Below are 16,518 nucleotides of genomic sequence, written 5' to 3' on the forward strand. Positions count from 1 at the left end.
GAAAAAGATGCTACGTACTCATCACCCGATGAGGCCTCGCAGACCACCTTTCTGCCCTTAATGTCGGTCTATGCGGACATCATGACCAGGCTCTTCAACACGTGCCTGTGGAAACATCGTCATCACTTGATGATTGAGATATCCGCGTTTCTTGAAAATTCATGATAGGTTGCAGGCAAAAGTCACCTGGTTTTCCATATCCACCTCACGATCGCCATGAGAATTATCAGTCGTCATTGACTACAGGAGGAACCATTTTTTGATCCGGCCACGCAAATGCGTCATAAGCCGATCGAATATGGGAACGATATACTCGGAATTTCCCGTTTGCCTCTCTCGGGATTGTGTCCACCAACACTACCTGGAACTGCACGTCCGATCCCAGCAACGCCATCACCGGTTGAACCAACGCTTCCATCTCCTGTGTGGAGGGTGTGTGGAATGGGACGACTTTCATCACGATGAATTCCAATCGTTCTTGGGTCACCTGAAACTCCCGAATCCAGGGGACCTTTCTGACCCCCAACTCATAAGGATGGACAACCCTGTTGCCGGGAAGCACGAAGTAATCGATCATACGTCCCTGGATCGATCGAATCGTCGAAAACGGTTGTCCGCATCGACAGGTTTGGCTCCCCTTTGTGACGACATCGCCAAGCTGGTATCGGATCAACGGCATCGCAAAAGAATGCAAGTCGGTTCCCACAAGCTCTCCCCTCTCTCCTTCACCCGCCGGGGCCCCATCCCGCAGCACTTCGATAATTACGCCATCGTCACATGAGTGATACTCCCCGGTTGTGGGGCATTCCCAGGCCAGAAGGTAAAATTCAATACTTCCATACGTTTCAAAGACCGGCGCGGAAAACCCGTCCTGAATCTGTTGACGCATGAGTGGCGTCAGGACTTCTCCACCAGGATTCACAAAGTGGAGTCGAAGGGACCGTAGTGCGTCGCGATTCACAGTCTGCGCGATTCTGGTCAACACGCCGGGATACCCCCCCACGACCGTAGGTTTGAACTTCTGCAGACCCCGGACAATGTCCTCGGGTGGCTGCAGGGCATCAATGACTTTTCGCCGGGCCATTCCAAGGGTGTCCAGGATATGCGTGGCGAGTTGGTTCTGTCGTTGGATATTCCAGTTCCCCATCACATAACAAATCTTGTCGCTCGCACGGAGGCCCAACGCATGGAGCGCACGCCACCGAAAGGCCCCATGAAGGCGTTCCTCCAGCCAAGTGCGGCGCACAATAAATGGTCGCCCGGAGGACCCGCTGGAAGCACGGGTGATCAAAGACCCCGGGTCCACATTCCGAGCAATGATTTCATCGACCGGCAAGGCTTGCAAATCACTCCTGGAGGTGATGGGCACGGCCCCCAAATCCTCGACCGTTCGGATATCCTGGGGTTTCAGTCCATGTCGATCAAAGAGCCCACGGTAATAGGGCACATGGCGATAGGCATGTGCGACCAACCGGCAAACTCGTTCGTTTTGAAAGGCCACAAGCTGCTCCCGTCCGACATGCGGATGGCGAAGTAGGGAATAGAGCGTCGACACAGGATTGGAAACCAACACACTCGTGCATCTCACGACGGACGGCACCCTTGGACAAATAGGTCATCCCATAATTGAATATTGAGGACACCGATTAACTCTCTTCCAAAATTCGCCTTGCCGTTTTGATGTTGCTGAAGCATGTATCGGACATAATGAGGATTGAAATACCCTTTGGTGTGGAGCCTGTTTTCGGACAGAGCGTCTGCGACAAATTCCGGCAAACGACCTTGCCATGGCCAGAATGGGGCGGAAAGTCCGCGTTTCTTTCTATTCAGAATTTCCGCGGGTAAGACACCCTCCAGTGCCCGTCGGAGAATATGCTTTTCCTGAAGCCCTCGCATTTTCAAGTCGGATGGAATCTGGCTGCATAATTCGACAAATTCATGATCGAGGAATGGCACGCGTGCCTCCAGACCATAAGCCATGGAGGCGGCATCCAGAGTTCTCGTAATGAAGTCCGAAAGACGTACATTGATATCCAAATATTGTAATTGAGCAAAACGACTCCATCCTTCAAAATCCTTCGGAAGAGAGAAAGGTGGTTCTGAATCGGTGAAAGAATTATGGATGTTGCTAAGATGATCGGAAAAAAGATCATCGTAACTTCGGTGGGAGGCATTATCGATGATCTGGGTGTATCGAGACCGGTCCATCGTGGCGTGGGCGGCGAATGCCCGGCTTGATCGAGAATATTTTTTCCTCAGGAAGGGGATGTTTGCGATGACTTGACGCACACTGAGTGGAAGATTGATGAATGGTTCAAGCAACCGCTCAACCCGGTACCAAGGGTAGCCCCCAAATATTTCATCCGAGCCCTCCCCGGTCAAGACGACTTTCACCTGCTGCGCCGCCATCCTGGCGAGCAACATATGGGGGATGCCCCCCGCTGAGATATTGGGGTCTTCACGATGCCAAATCATTTCCGGTAACAGATCAAAATCAGCGGTGCTGCAGGTGGTGATATGATTGCGGAGATTGTAGCCCGGGAAATCTGTGAGAATCCTATTCGGACCTATCTCATTAAACAACGGATCTTCAAACGCCGCAGAAAAAGTGTGGATAGGAGCCGAAATTTCTCGGCCCATCAATCCCGCCATTGCACTTGAATCGATTCCACTGCTCAAATAACAACCTAATGGCACATCGCTTCGGAGGTGGAGGCGAACGGACTCTTCCAGTTTTTCCCGCACCGCCTCGGCCCATTCCTGGACGCTTCGTCGAATGCCGTCCTCTCCCATTGATGGAAAGGAGAGATCCCAATAACGCTGGATCGTGATCTTCCCGTTTTCATGGAGAAGATAATGCGCGGGTGGGAGCCGCCGGATTGAACGCAAGAGGGTCTTCGGCGCTTGAACAAATCCGACCGCAAACAACTCCTTCATGGCTGCGGCATCAACCTGACGGTCAATACAACCACTTGCAAGGATGGACTTCAACTCCGATCCAAAAAACAGAGCACCGGGTTTGATGGCATAGCTAAGGGGTTTAATACCGAACCGATCTCTGGCCAACATGAGACGGCGATGCCGGGAATCCCAGATAGCGAAGCCGAACATGCCTCTCAGAAAATCCACACAACGCACCCCATAATCCTCGTACAAATGGACAAGGACTTCGACATCCGAATGTGTCCTGAAACGATGACCGGTAGCCTCGAGATCTTGACGCAATTCCTTGTAGTTGTAGATCTCTCCATTGCATACCACGGTGACAGAGTGGTCCTCGTTGGAAATGGGCTGATCGCCGGTTTCCAAGTCAATGATGCTCAGTCGACGGAAGCCGAGACCAATACCCGGTTCAACAAAGTACCCATCCCCATCCGGTCCACGATGGGCCATCATGTTTGTCATATGATGAAGCATATCCCGATCGACCGGCCTCATAGGATCGGAATACACCACGCCGCACAATCCGCACATAGGTACTCCTACTCTTGTGTGTCGCGTATCTCTTAGCCAACCCCCGGGAAAATGCGTTTGGTCAGTGTCCTCGTTGATGGCTTTCAAATCAACGACTGAATACAGCGCATTCCTATCGTCAGAAACAATCGAATAGCCAAAGAATGTTTCGAACCTTGTATCTCGCCACAATAGGTTCCCTTACGGATCATCGGCGCAAAGTGGGGGAATGTTGATAGGGCCCTTGATGTCTCCTCAAGCATCATGAAAGGGTCGATGAGAATCGAACGTGGCTCCGGTTACGCTTAACGAGAACTCCCTCATCTATCATCGGTTGGCGACCGGATTCAGTCAGGAGGTAGAGCCGATGCAGCCCTTCAATCCAGAGAGATCGGCGACTCTGTGATTCGTCAGCATGGATTGCAGACAAGCGTCCTCCGTCCCGAAAGATAAGACCTGTGTGAGAGAAGAAATCCTTCACTACGCCGTTGACGCTCTTCCAACGGATCAACAGATCAAAATACGAATTAGGATTATCAAATACAGCATTTCCCCATTTGCGTTTATAGCGAAGCAATCCGTCATGCAGGGAAGACCGAGCGGCTCTAAAATTTACCTCAGCAAACCCCAACTGGCGGGCATGCTGGATGCTGTAATAGTAGAGCGCGGCCATAATTCCTCTTTTTTTCAGCGGGAGTTCTCCCGAAGCCATGCCTATGGCCAAAAGGTTTAATGTGTCCTGTTTTCGTTCATAGAGAACACCAGCAAATGGCTGATTGTCTCCCATAACCCAGAGGATTCCCCCTTTTTGGATCAACCGACGTAATTCCTGCCGGCCTTTGATGATAGCCATGGCTCCATGACGGTCTCTCGAGAAAGGGACGTACATGGAATCATAGAACTCGTCAAATCGTTCCTCCCCTTCAGTGACCAATGGCTGCAACTGATATTTGCGAACCAGACGCATGTCCTCGCGGATACTTCGGTTACTACGCACCACCTCATCGAGGTCCCCAGGAACGGCGAGCCGCATGTCAATCCATTCAGGAACCGCGAGATAGTCTTTTCCGAAGAATGTTTCCGCTGACAATCGATCTGCCCGAACGATAGTCAGGTCCGCTGCTTCACGCCGGCGATCTAGCAGAGCCGGCAGGTCCCGTAACGACACATTTCCTACCAGCTCACGTTGGGGCTCCCCAATGAAAAACCTGTTCGGCAAATAAGAAACCCAGGGATCATGGCCCGCCACCAATAGTGTCCCGATTTGCCCGAATGGAAGGGTGGGCCCCCGCAGCAACACAACCGGGATCCCTCCTAATCCCAGACACGCCCACGCGTAAAAACCATATCGCGGAACCAAGGCTTGTGCCTTGCCGGAAAGGCGGGAGATGACCCACTCTATCATGATGTTTTTTAAATGATTCATCCTATCCGTGCCCACTGTTTTTGTTTCGACTGGCCGCAACCACATTCGCAAGGTTCAACCACCCTCTGTCGTGTTTCCACAAAACCATGGGCATGTCGCGCTTCAAGACGCCGTTCCCGTGGTGTCCCTGAGAGAACCCTCATTGAGATTGACCCCCGAGAAGATTGCATGGGTCTTGCCCGTGCCATCTGCCGGCCACGGCTGAACAATCCTAATCGATAGATCGATCTCCCCAAGGAGCTTGCGGAGATGATCCCGTACAGTCAGGTGGACATGCGAACAGGGGTCTACGTCCTCGACCCCTGGATGGCCGACAAGGGCGTGGCAGGTGAGCTCGAGCCGAAACTTCTTTAGGCTTTCCTGGTACAGGCGGTACTCTCCGAGGCGGAGTGTTCCCGCGAGGTGATCAAGTATCTTTCGGGTCGTAAGGCGACGCCCGTCTCCGAGTAAAATTGAGGCTCGTTCGCGCCCTTCAATTGAACCCATCAAAGGCAGTTGCCGACCGCAGGAACATCCACCTGATGCAGCTATGGCAAGGTCAGCCGTGCTGTACCGTATGAGTGGCATGGTCCGGGCGCGCAAATCTGTCACCACGATTGTCCCTAATTCGCCCGGATGGGCCGGTATCCCATCCCGCAATACTTCAACAAAATGTGTATCCGCATTTACATGGAACGACCCACGGTGCTCGCATTGCCAGGCGATATACCCGACCTCAGTCTGGCCATACAGCCCGACCGGTTCGCGGCCGAAGACTCGGGTGACCAATTGACGTGTTTCGGCATCCACCAACTCTCCTGCGCAAAACACCACACATGGCCGTTTAAGTGCGGCCTGAACCGATTCGCTCGCACGCGCAATGCGGCGAAGGGCTGTCGCCGTGCCAACCACCACATCAGCCTTTGCTTCCAACAATTGTGCTAACTGGTCCTCGATGGATCGTTCCGTCGAGATCCATGTCTTCCGAGAAATACCGAAGCGCTGCAGTACGTGCGAGGGACCCGGCTTTATCTGAAATTGCGCTGTGTTATGACGCCAACGAAATCCGTGTTCAAACCATATCCGCAGTCCCACGGCTCTTCGTACCCGTTCCTCGAGCGGCCGTTTCCAAATCCGTAATGCTGCACCTGATGAGCCGCTGGTCTCAAGGTAGGTGCAGGATGAGGGGTCCACTCCCCGCGCCAGCAATTCACCTCGTTTCGCCGATTCTCGCACCAGGGGAGCGGTGATGATTGGAATTCGATCCAGATCTTGAATGCCTCGAATGGCTTGGATATCTACACCCGCTTCGTCCCACACACGACGGTAAAAGGGGACGTTGCTGTAGGCATGGATGATAGCGTCGCGGAACAAATGATCTTGCAACGATCTGAGATCTGCGGGAGAGCGTGTGACGTTCGCTCTCAGATCCATGAGGCACTTCCATGTTCGCAGAATTTCCATCTAGAGCCCTTCCCTTCCGGAGACAGGGTGCTGCTCATTTGCAGTTCCGACCTTCGAGATGATCATCCTGGTCTTCTCGCCCGGGCTAAACGGGATCGCTTCGACTCGCTCAACGCACAGATGGACCTCACCGGGCAAGACCGCTTGAAGATCCGATTCAATCCTCGAAAGAAGACCCTGAGCGTTATTGGGTACAACGATTTGGAGGTGGATCTCGTTTATCTCATCTTGCAAAATTCTCCACTGGCCTAACTCGTCATAGCGTCCCAAGACTTCGTGAAAAAATGGCCAGAAGATTCGCCTGCCGTTTGGCAAAGCCACTGAATCTACCCTGCGCCCATAGATTCGGCTGAGAAGGGGAAGAGTGCGCCCACAGGGACATCGTGTGGTCTCAACCTCGGCCAGATCTCCTGTTTCATAGCGAATCATCGGCATAGTCCACATGCCTAATGCTGTGGTGATAATTGGGCCTGGCTCCCCTGCAGGCGCAGCAACCTCCACAATGTGGCTATCAGCGCTTACGTGAAATCCCGAACGACGCTCACACTCCCATGCGAAATTTGAAAGCTCAACCAAACCGTACACATCCACAGGATCCCTTCCGAGCGCACCCCGAACCAGTTGGCGAGTGGCCGGCGAGAGGGTTTCACTATCGGAGACGATGAGTCGGGGTGAGGGCAGATTGAGCCCCAGCGTTTTGACAGTGTCCGCCAAGGCATGCAGCGTACCCGCCCCGGCAACGATCACGTCCGGCCGCGTCTCAATTATGCGTTGTGCCCAGAACTCTGGGGGGTCCAGAATCGAGCACCACTCTTTAGGAGCAATACCAAGACGTTGGACGAAAAACTGCCGACCAAAAGTCATGCGAATTTCAAGCGTTCGGTCAGTCCAGCGGAAACCGTGTTCGAAAAGAATGCGCCAGGCAACCACACGCTGCCACTGCTGATCTAAGGCTCCAAGAAAAATACGCAACGGAGTTCCTGTCGAACCGCTCGTTTCAACGACTCCACATCGGTGTGGATCAATCCCCTGGACAACGACTTCTTCCGGACTTGCCTGCTTGAGACGATCCTTTTGAAGGATAGGGATGTTGTCTATATCATCCAACGAACGGAATTCATCAGGATGAAACCCTGCCTCCTTGTAAAGCCCTCGATAGAGCGGAACGTTCTGATAAGCATGCATGAGGAGGTTCCGAAGTTGCGCCTCTTGTAGTTGCCGTAGATCCTCAAACATCCAGCGACTGGAAGCCAGGGCTTGGCGAATCAACCGAACAGTTTTCCATCCGTTCAACAACATCATTCGTTCCAATGCTGCGTATCATTTTTGATATCATTTTTCATGTAACAAAACGTGTGGGCCAGGAGCATCCGGCTGACCAGCCACATTGGCCCAGACTTCGCAACTTCCAAGCGTCCTGAACAATCTCAAATTCTCGTGGGCCTACCGATGGGCTCTATCTCTTTTCAGCTCTAACAGCAATAAAATGCCCGGTCAGATAACGCGTAGGCCAGTGCGACATGTTTTCGAATACCTGTATCCATCGCAAAAACCGTTGCTGTACTGAATTGTTCGCGAAGGAGCACAAGATTTTGGCAGCGAGCACGGCAAAAATCCGGGGACAATGGAGCACCGCTGTGACATCCATCACGTCGAAGCCAATTTCCCGCAGCCATTTCTGTAGCCGCCTAGGACCGCAGGTGGCACCAACATAGTAAGGAAGGATACCCAACCGGTTTAATAGTTTGAACGGAAGAACGTTACGGGCCGCAATAATCGGATTGGCAGGATTATCCAATGTCAGAATTAGCTGACCGTCCTTGCGAAGGACCCGGTGCAATTCCCGCAGACTCACGATGATCTCATCTGAGGTTTGAAAATGGTCCAGAGTCGAATTCGACACCACCACCTCAAACGACTCATTTCCAAACGGGAGGTCGCGTACATCCGCACAGGCTCCACAAACGCTCGTCTGCGTCCGACAGGTTAAGTGCGCATTCCCGAAGGAAAGATCCATCCCTATGACGCTATGACCTCTGGCCTGCAAGAAAGGCGTGAGGCCCTCTCCCACCAATTCGTCAAACATGTCCGTCTTTAACAATCGACCTACAGGTTGTTTGGGGAGCCATCGGAAGAGAAGAGATTGGTTGATTGAATCGCTATGCTTTCGCCAAAGCTGATCCGGGCGGGTCATTATCCATTCGTCTGCAATGGAATCCCAGTACCTCTTCCCTTCGATTATCACGATGGGTCTTTCATGTTTGATTAATGGGGATGTAAAGGCTGTAGGTCTGGGCTACACGTATTTTTCTTCGCAAGCCCCGACCAGACAGTGACACCAAGATAATAGAGGATGACAAAAATTTTCAGCGCCTTGGAAAAAATCCTAGTGGAATGCCGCTTATCGATATCGGATTCCCACTACCCTGTTATAGATAAACCCGATAGCCCAACCTAGAATCCCACCGGTCAGGGCTCCGTAAAAAAGCCCTACCAGACTCCCTTTCCACGTGACTGAATACCCGATGAAAAAGTTGGAAAGTAACTGAAGATGGGAGCCAACCTTTGGTCCCCCTTCGAGAAGAAGCCAAACGGTCATAATAAAAAGGCCTAATCCACCCATCAGGGCACAAACCACTGCCAACACCCCTCCCTGAATTTTGGCCACAACCCGGCTAAGTTCTTCATCACCCTTGGAATCCGTTCCCATATTTTCCCTCCAGGACCCTGCCTCTTGGTAATAGCTAATCTAGAAGATTGCGACGACGATTCACTTCCTCTCGCCATCGGATAATTTTCGCATAGGCCTTCATGCTCCAGTTTCGGAGTGAGGCTCCTGAGTATCCTATGGCAAATCCCCCGACTCCTCCCTCTAGGAAACCTATCAGTGAACCACCCCACGTCACTTGAAAACCAAATAGGAAATTCCCAAGCAGAGACAAGTTGGGCCCCACGACCGGTCCTCCTTTGAGGACCAAAATCACCGTCCCAATCAAGATGAGGAGACCACTGATGGTACCGACAGCCACACCCATAGCGACAGGATCCAGCTTGGCAAACACGATCTCGATTAACTCTTCCTCATTTGCTATGGGGAGTTCATCTCCGCTTACCTGAACCCGCACAGGCACCATTCGATCGCCGCCATTGCCGGAAGTCGTACGGTCTTCCTCATGGTAGGCTTTTTCGGTATTCACCGCCCATACATCATGATGGGATTCACCCATGATATTTCTCGCGGCATACACCCCCGTCACCATGGAATGATCCTGATTGTTATAGCGATGCAGACCATTTCGTCCAATGGTCTGAAGATTTGAAAATGTTTCCAGATATTGTCGAATCGTCCGGACGTGATCCTGATAGTGATGATCGTATACCGGATAGGCTTTTTCCATACGAACCACGGTCCCGTCTTCAACTTCTCGTGGATTAATGAGTCCGAGTTGGGCGCATTCCCGTGTCCCGAATTCGATCAACCGCTCGTTCGACCATGTCCACTCTTCGTCTTTGTCCCAGAGAAAATACTCAAGGCCCAGCGAAGTTCGTGAGGGATCCGGCACCATATACGGGCTCCAATTTTTATAATTCTGTATTCGCCCCATTTTAACTTCAGGTGAATGGATATAGATCCAGTTATCAGGGAATACGTCTTCGCGGTTAACCACCAAAACCACGGTTAAATAATCCCGATACCGCAGGCCAAGCGCGGCCTCTACAACCTTCTCAGGGGGTTGAGGATCCATGGCCTCGATTAACTCGCGCAGAGGCATGGTCGACACAAAATCGCTGCCTTCGAATTCCAAATGCTCCCCTGATGAGGCTCGCGCGGAAACACAATCTACACGCCCATGGTGGTGCCTGATACGCTCGACTTTCATGCCTTTTAATGTCTGAGATCCAAAACCAGCCACCAGTTCCTCGCACCGTTCCCACATCATTCCCGGACCTAAGCGAGGATAATGAAACTGCTCAATGAGCGAGGTCACGATTTCCCCCTTCTTCCCACCCCTTTGACCAAATAGGGCATTTCGAACCGCTTCTTTCAACGAGAGATTTTTGATTCGTTGCGCGGCCCAATCGGCTGATATCTCAGTACAGGAAATCCCCCAGACTTTTTCCGTGTAGGTTTTAAAGAAAATCTGGTACAGGCGATAGCCAAAACGATTAATCACCCATTGTTCAAAATTTTCCTCCTGGCCATTGGGAAACACCTTAACCTTGGCGTAACTGAAACAGACCAGAAGAGCCTCCACGACCCCCAGTCCGGCCAACGCATTTGTGGCCTTAAGCGGATAGTCAAAAAAATGTTGGTTGTAATGAATTCGGCTTATACGAGGTCGAAGGAGAAAGTTGTCACCGAGAATTTCATTCCATAACTCTGTCACCATCGGCATTTTCGAAAAAAATCGGTGTCCACCGATATCAAAACGAAAGTCTCGATAGTTGACCGTTTGTGATATGCCCCCTACCTGTTTCCCCGCCTCAAGGATAAGAGAGGAAGAGCTGTTTTTCCCAAGTTCATAGGCCGCCGTAAGGCCTGCAGGACCGGCGCCAATTACCACTACAGGATGAGATGCCACTACTGCCTCCCTGACGTTCTATTGATATCGAAGGATTCAGGGACAAGAGCCGGCATGGTCGACTCCTTCCGGTTGCCCCCATACAAAACATGGCGTGCCAGGCCTATGGCAAACGCCAAACCACTATACAAATAATACAGCCAATGCCAGGGAATACTCTGCAGGGAAAACCGGAACCCACGTTTTTTCTGAAAAAATCGATAGAGGGGCGCATTAATGATCACCAGCGAAACCATGATCAAGGCCGCCACCGCTAGCAATGGACCCCACCAGATCGCTCCCAGCAAGGCTCCCACGAGCCCATACGTCAACACGACACAAAGGCGCTCGGAATGCCGGATATTTAAGTCATTGGTGAACCTGCGATCCCGAAGAATTAATTCTGTCCAGGGGATTGCGCGGTAAAAAAAATCTGCTTTGAGCATGGAACAGATATCCCATCGTTTCAAATGTTTCACATGGATATCTTTACACAACTGAATCTGGTGACCGGTCTTTTTCAATCGATAGCCCAACTCAATGTCTTCAATAGAAGGACGACGATACGTTTCATCAAACCCGCCTATTTCCAGGAAAATATCACGGCGGATGGCTCCGCAAGCACCCCAAAACGTCGAAGCTTCTCTTTGGGCTTTTTGATGGACGTAGTGGTGAAAGAGATTTTTGTATTGGGATAAGAAATTTGGTTCGCCAGGAGTGTCATCGTATGACCCGATCAACGCAGTGAGGTCTGGATTATTGTGAAACGTTTCTGCCACCCGTCCCAGGGTATCAGGATGCACACACACATCGGCATCGACAAAGAAGAGGTAGTCGCCTTTGGCCTGAAGTGCTCCAATGTTTCTGGGGTATGCCGGTCCTCCTGAAGTAATAGGAAGTCGAATGACCTGAGCACCAAACTGTTTCGCCACTTGCCAGGATCCATCGGAGTCACCATCGGCAACAACGATAATTTCCATTGGAGGCGGCTGTAAAGCTGCCAGACTTATCAGGCATCGGCGAAAGGCCTCACCCCCGTTGTACACAGGGACAACAATGGAAATAGTTATTTCCGGCAAGGAAGATCTCAACGTATCACTGACTTTCTGCTTTTCGTTATTTCGAAAAATTTTGTTCATACATTAAGCCTATTTGGCCAAACGAACCTGTCTCCTGGAAAGCACCTCACAGACACTTAAATGCGAAAATGTGGGCAAATACCCAGAAAATTCAGGAATGGCAGGATCCGAGCCAAAATGAAAGGGGCGTTGATGGTCAATTCTTTTCCCTGCGCAAATTGATGTCCAGAATTAAGGGAACCCGAAATTCATCTACATAACGACCTGTCCTCAATAGGGGTGCTTTTCACCCCCACAAAATCTTTATCGGTTGCCAGAACGTAAACCCAAGAGAAATAAGCAACTATCCTCTAAATATGTGCACTTTTCGGACAAGCAAAGTCATGGTTCTCCGACTCATGGGCAACACATTTTTTGGTTTCAAAGTAGGATAATCTGTAGGAAAACATAATGGAACTATGAGAGTTTTTTGATGGGGAATCGAGGTGGTTGCGGGGGAGGGATTTGAACCCTCGACCTTTGGGTTATGAGCCCAACGAGCTACCAGGCTGCTCCACCCCGCGAGTCGATAGTAGAGGAGGGGCGGCCGCGAAGTCAATGCAAAAACAGGAGTGTAGCAGAAGAAGACACTATGGTATCTTCACCGTCCTATGACATTTGCCGGAATTATTGCCATCTTGCTGTTTCTTGGTCTTATCATTGGTGATTGGTATCAATTTACCACCTTGAAAAGTTGGGCCTGCCAATATGGCTGTCCTTTGGCTCACAGGAAGAACGCCCTGGACTCTCAATCTGTTTCCTCGATTTCCACTGTCTTTAAACCTGGAGCCCTTGCCTTGCCTCACGGAATTGCCCGCTGGATCGCAGACCGACGGGTCATCGTGATCCGCCCATACTATCAACTCTTTTCCCTGCGGTTTCGCACCGCATGGCCATTAAAGGGAACAATCGATGTCAGTTCAGACGGCACCCAACTCCTGCTGCATTTGTCCAAGCGCATTCCCTGGTCATCAGCAATTCTCACCTTCTTATGGTTACTCTTTGTCATTGGAGGCACTCTCACGTTTGTGGTTCTGTTTATTCTTGATGGAGGGATAAGCACAGTCGGGGGAGTCTTTTGGGTGATCGGGATGACCGCATTGGGCTTATTAGTGCTGGCCGGAGGCTTGATTCTGTTGTCGTTTGCCTATCGGCTTGAGGATTCACGCCTGACTCAGGTTTATCAAGAATTACTGGACGTCTTGACTCCTCCCTTAAAAGATTCGGATAAGTCGGCGAGCCCTTTAAAAATTTCCCAAACACCATAGCAACCCTCTTGACTCTACATGCAGCACTGAATGCTTTAGCTTAGGGAATTGTTTCAAGAAGATCTTTCTTGGCTTTCGAAAAGTTTTCGACCCGGAACGTTGGCAATTCGTACGCCCAGCCTCCCACACGCTGATTGAACGCCTCAACTTCTCGCTGAACCTCTTCCGGTTTTTTTAATAGTGAGTCTTCTTTGGAGGAAGGCTCTACTTGTATATCTGCTGTTTTCTTCGTTTCTGGAGATTCAGGGGCCTTTTCGTCTTGAGCAAAATCCTGCGCTGGAACCGTTTCCCCATTTTCTGTGGAAGTGGTGGCATTTACATGTTGAACCAGTTTTTGATCATATTCCGCAGAAAATTTTCCAAAAACTTTATCTTCCTGTTTGGCCGTTTGAACATGAAGCCTGAGCCCGTCAAAGGTTTCCAAAACAGCCGTTACTCCAGAGCGGTCCTGAAAATTCACCTCGTGTGCTTCTTTCACATTCTCTAATGAGAGCTGCACCAGAGTCCCCACCACGTTATTCACATTAAACTGGGAAGCCACTTTCGAACCTGAAGGGATCGAATCCAGCTGAAAATCCAGATCCTCAGGTGTATCCTTTGAGACAAAAAGAGTGTCCCCGCCGGGATGCATGACCGTCACCCGATGCACGCGCTTAGTCGTCAGCGCCGTTATTTCCTTATCGAGCCACTCTCCCCCCACTTTTTCCAACGGCAAATTCCCTATTGTTAACCAGGTTTGTGGATCTCCTGGTTTTCGCGCATAGATTTCACTCATCCGTGGATTTCCCTTGGCAGGACGTTGATTCCCCAGAATCACCAAGGCCGCCTCGGGATTATTCGGGGTTTTTAGTGTCACCGTTGTGGAAAGCGAACCTTCTTCCTCTTTGTCCCGTAACCCCAGTCGATCGTATAACTCCGGATTTTTCGTTTTGGGTTCCAATATCCGCAACTCCGCCAACCCGATGAGAGTCTGTTTTACCTTCTCCACATCTGCGCGATATCCTGCCTTCTCCTTAACCCGCCAGATATTCTCCCCACGCACCAGCGTCACGGTCTGATCCTTGGTCTCCACAACTATTTCGTTCACGTCATTGACAACCGGCAATAATTCCGGGAACAACAGCTCACCACTCTGTGGAAACTGAGAGGCCGGCTTTTGATTCAAGAAAATGGCTAGAACAATCCCAGCAATGGTTATGGCGGCTAAGATGCCTAGAGTTTTGGCTTTCATATGCTTTCCTTAATATTCTTGAATAGTCGAATGAGTTTCTGGTTGATCGATACCTGGGTTACTTGGCTTTTGGGGACGCCTTCTTTCTGATCCCTGAAGAACTGATCCATACCCCGACAATACCGATCAGCAACGGCACGAGCCCGATATTGATAAATTTCACCCAACGCTCAACACTCTCTATGTTTTTGCCAAGTTCATGCTGTACGCCCCGCAGTTCCTTGCGAACCTGGAGCAATTCCTTTCGAAATTGTCCCATGGCCTCCTGCTGTTCCACACTCAGAATCATGGCATTTCCCTCAGGCTTTTGACTCTGCAGTTCCTGAATTTTACGTTCCGTCGCCTTGAGCTGTTCCTGGAGCACTTGCTCCTTTTGCCGGAAGCGCTGCTCCGCTTCCTGTTGCAACATTCGCAAAAGCGTGAATGGCCGGGAATATCCCGCCCGGCTTCTCACACTAATCAGATCATTGCTTCCCGTCAGATTATCCAAGGCATTTGTCACAAACGTGCCATTGCCAGCATTGGGAATGCCTATCCGTTGCCCAAAGAAATTTTGGACTTGAACCCAAAACCGGTCCTGCAAGATATCCGTATCGGCCACCACAATCACATTGATGGGACCTTTCGATACTGTGAGGTGATCTTGGGTCTGGGTCTCGGCTTCTGAAGCCATATTTGGATTCTCACTCGTATTCGCCGCCGCTTTCGGCTTTCCATCAGGAAAAGCCGTTTTCACGGTTCCTGTTACCCTGGCGGCGACGATAAATTTTTCCCCTTCAGGCCGATAACTATTGAGTAAGCCGCTGACATCAGGCATGACTGATAAGCGTGAGGATTCAATCTGCATGGCGGCTTCATCCGATTGGATGAGCGGCTCGACCGTGGTCCCCGTCTCCCCCTTCTTTCGAATGATGCCTGCTGATGCCACCGTGATCGACGGCACCTGAGCCGTGACGATGTCCTTGTCGCTGAAATGTTCCTGGCGGAAATCAATCCAGACAGGATAATCAACCACCTGCAGACGGTTTTGCTGTTGGACTTGCACCTTTTTGGCCAACGGCAAATCTCCCAACACCTGCCCTTTCACCAACTCAAGTCCCCAGGCGGCAAATAACGCAGGCATATCCGAATTCCGGGGGCCGCCGCCTCCCATCGGATTCATGGGGTTTCCGCCTCCACTATCGGATTCCGCCAGAGGATCCACAAAAATCATGGCATGCCCGCCTCTCAACACATACTGATCAATGGCATAGAGAGTGGCCTCACTCAAGGACTTGGGATGCACAATCATTAAGACACTAATCTCCTCAGGGATAGCCGCCGCCGTCGTTTCAATTTTTTTCACTTCGAACATTTGTTCGATGTGAGACAGAATAAGCCAGGGTTGGCCTCCTCCCTGCTGTGCCATAAACGGCATGCCCCCACCCCCATCAATGGGCAAGGTACTCAGGAGGCCAAGAACCTTTTTCTTGGGATTGGCCAACGTGTGAACCATCTTCGTCAAGTCATATTCCAAGAATTCTTCCCGCTCTGGTTGAAAAAAGGAAATCACTTCCAACTCATCCGTCGAACTGGTCCCGGCCAATCCAAAATAAAATTGAGCGCTCCCACCATCAAGCGGGATACCCTGCAGGCCGAATGCGACTGCTCGGTCTTCTTCTTCTGAAAACGGTTCAGGATCTATTATCTCCAAGTACAGTTGGTCTCCCGCGACTTGCGCATATTCCTCCAACATTTCCTGAACGCGGGTTGCGTAACTTTTAATGCCCGGCAAGCCGGTTGCCAGGGTTTTGGAGAGGTAAAACCGCAGTGCAATGGGTTCCTTTAAACTTTTAAGAACGTTCTTGGTGCCTTCAGACAAGGTATACAGGCCATGTTCTGTCAGATCGAATCGTGCAGTACTGAACGCGGCATTACTCACCATGTTGAAGACGCCGAACAGAACGGCTGCCATGATGAGACCGCTTCCCGTGAGTACTTTTTTATTCATCATCACTCCTCATTTGCAAGGTTTCAC

Annotated in this window: 12 protein-coding genes and 1 tRNA gene; 1 reads left to right on the plus strand and 12 read right to left on the minus strand. The window is 50.9% G+C overall.

What is annotated here, in order from left to right; all coding sequences use genetic code 11:
* Nucleotides 1-226: 226 nt before the first annotated feature.
* From PQG83_RS15280 to PQG83_RS15325, 10 genes are all read right to left on the minus strand, one after another.
* Nucleotides 227-1,588: a phenylacetate--CoA ligase family protein gene (locus tag PQG83_RS15280; protein ID WP_312742815.1), complete on the minus strand. Its 1,362-nt coding sequence runs from the start codon at nt 1,586-1,588 to the stop codon at nt 227-229.
* Nucleotides 1,585-3,474: an asparagine synthase (glutamine-hydrolyzing) gene (asnB, locus tag PQG83_RS15285; RefSeq protein WP_312742818.1), complete on the minus strand. Its 1,890-nt coding sequence runs from the start codon at nt 3,472-3,474 to the stop codon at nt 1,585-1,587. Before asnB ends, PQG83_RS15280 begins: the two co-directional genes overlap by 4 nt.
* Before the next feature lie 241 nt (nt 3,475-3,715).
* Entirely contained in the window at nt 3,716-4,879 is a 1,164-nt protein-coding gene (locus tag PQG83_RS15290) for a GNAT family N-acetyltransferase (protein ID WP_312742820.1), read from the minus strand.
* A gap of 102 nt (nt 4,880-4,981) precedes the next feature.
* Nucleotides 4,982-6,292, minus strand: coding sequence for a phenylacetate--CoA ligase family protein (locus PQG83_RS15295; protein WP_312742822.1), 1,311 nt, complete (start codon nt 6,290-6,292; stop codon nt 4,982-4,984).
* 30 nt (nt 6,293-6,322) lie between these two features.
* The gene (locus PQG83_RS15300) at nt 6,323-7,624 is read right to left on the minus strand and encodes a phenylacetate--CoA ligase family protein (protein WP_312742824.1); all 1,302 of its coding nucleotides are present in this window, start codon (nt 7,622-7,624) and stop codon (nt 6,323-6,325) included.
* 154 nt (nt 7,625-7,778) lie between these two features.
* On the minus strand, nt 7,779-8,516 hold the full coding sequence (locus PQG83_RS15305; protein WP_312742826.1) for a class I SAM-dependent methyltransferase: 738 nt from the start codon (nt 8,514-8,516) through the stop codon (nt 7,779-7,781).
* A gap of 207 nt (nt 8,517-8,723) precedes the next feature.
* The gene (locus tag PQG83_RS15310; protein ID WP_312742828.1) at nt 8,724-9,032 is read right to left on the minus strand and encodes a hypothetical protein; all 309 of its coding nucleotides are present in this window, start codon (nt 9,030-9,032) and stop codon (nt 8,724-8,726) included.
* 34 nt (nt 9,033-9,066) lie between these two features.
* On the minus strand, nt 9,067-10,905 hold the full coding sequence (locus PQG83_RS15315) for an NAD(P)/FAD-dependent oxidoreductase (RefSeq protein ID WP_312742831.1): 1,839 nt from the start codon (nt 10,903-10,905) through the stop codon (nt 9,067-9,069).
* Nucleotides 10,905-12,023 carry a glycosyltransferase family 2 protein gene (locus tag PQG83_RS15320; RefSeq protein WP_312742833.1) on the minus strand — a complete coding sequence of 373 codons (1,119 nt, stop codon included), beginning with the start codon at nt 12,021-12,023 and terminating at the stop codon, nt 10,905-10,907. Before PQG83_RS15320 ends, PQG83_RS15315 begins: the two co-directional genes overlap by 1 nt.
* 426 nt (nt 12,024-12,449) lie before the next feature.
* A tRNA-Met gene (locus tag PQG83_RS15325) sits at nt 12,450-12,526 on the minus strand.
* An 87-nt stretch (nt 12,527-12,613) separates the two neighbouring features.
* Between PQG83_RS15325 and PQG83_RS15330 the strand changes: the two genes are divergently transcribed.
* A complete protein-coding gene (locus tag PQG83_RS15330) occupies nt 12,614-13,270 on the plus strand; it encodes a hypothetical protein (RefSeq protein WP_312742836.1) in 657 nt (218 codons plus the stop codon).
* 40 nt (nt 13,271-13,310) lie between these two features.
* On the opposite strand, the gene PQG83_RS15335 is transcribed toward PQG83_RS15330, so the two are convergent.
* Together PQG83_RS15335 and PQG83_RS15340 are read right to left on the minus strand one after the other, a co-directional pair.
* The gene (locus PQG83_RS15335; RefSeq protein ID WP_312742839.1) at nt 13,311-14,501 is read right to left on the minus strand and encodes a DUF4340 domain-containing protein; all 1,191 of its coding nucleotides are present in this window, start codon (nt 14,499-14,501) and stop codon (nt 13,311-13,313) included.
* Between the two features lie 58 nt (nt 14,502-14,559).
* Nucleotides 14,560-16,494, minus strand: a complete 1,935-nt coding sequence (locus PQG83_RS15340; RefSeq protein ID WP_312742841.1) for a Gldg family protein — start codon at nt 16,492-16,494, stop codon at nt 14,560-14,562.
* Nucleotides 16,495-16,518: the final 24 nt, after the last annotated feature.

Origin of the sequence: Candidatus Nitrospira neomarina, assembly GCF_032051675.1 — a bacterium.
Taxonomy (GTDB): Bacteria; Nitrospirota; Nitrospiria; order Nitrospirales; family UBA8639; genus Nitrospira_E; species Nitrospira_E neomarina.

What these genes read in the sequence shown, in the direction of transcription:
- asnB (WP_312742818.1), bottom strand. Translation starts at nt 3,474, where the DNA reads ATGTGCGGATTGTGCGGCGTGGTGTATTCCGATCCTATGAGGCCGGTC.
- PQG83_RS15300 (WP_312742824.1), bottom strand. Translation starts at nt 7,624, where the DNA reads ATGATGTTGTTGAACGGATGGAAAACTGTTCGGTTGATTCGCCAAGCC.
- PQG83_RS15335 (WP_312742839.1), bottom strand. Translation starts at nt 14,501, where the DNA reads ATGAAAGCCAAAACTCTAGGCATCTTAGCCGCCATAACCATTGCTGGG.
- PQG83_RS15320 (WP_312742833.1), bottom strand. Translation starts at nt 12,023, where the DNA reads ATGAACAAAATTTTTCGAAATAACGAAAAGCAGAAAGTCAGTGATACG.
- PQG83_RS15295 (WP_312742822.1), bottom strand. Translation starts at nt 6,292, where the DNA reads ATGGATCTGAGAGCGAACGTCACACGCTCTCCCGCAGATCTCAGATCG.
- PQG83_RS15305 (WP_312742826.1), bottom strand. Translation starts at nt 8,516, where the DNA reads ATGACCCGCCCGGATCAGCTTTGGCGAAAGCATAGCGATTCAATCAAC.
- PQG83_RS15310 (WP_312742828.1), bottom strand. Translation starts at nt 9,032, where the DNA reads ATGGGAACGGATTCCAAGGGTGATGAAGAACTTAGCCGGGTTGTGGCC.
- PQG83_RS15330 (WP_312742836.1), top strand. Translation starts at nt 12,614, where the DNA reads ATGACATTTGCCGGAATTATTGCCATCTTGCTGTTTCTTGGTCTTATC.
- PQG83_RS15290 (WP_312742820.1), bottom strand. Translation starts at nt 4,879, where the DNA reads ATGAATCATTTAAAAAACATCATGATAGAGTGGGTCATCTCCCGCCTT.
- PQG83_RS15340 (WP_312742841.1), bottom strand. Translation starts at nt 16,494, where the DNA reads ATGATGAATAAAAAAGTACTCACGGGAAGCGGTCTCATCATGGCAGCC.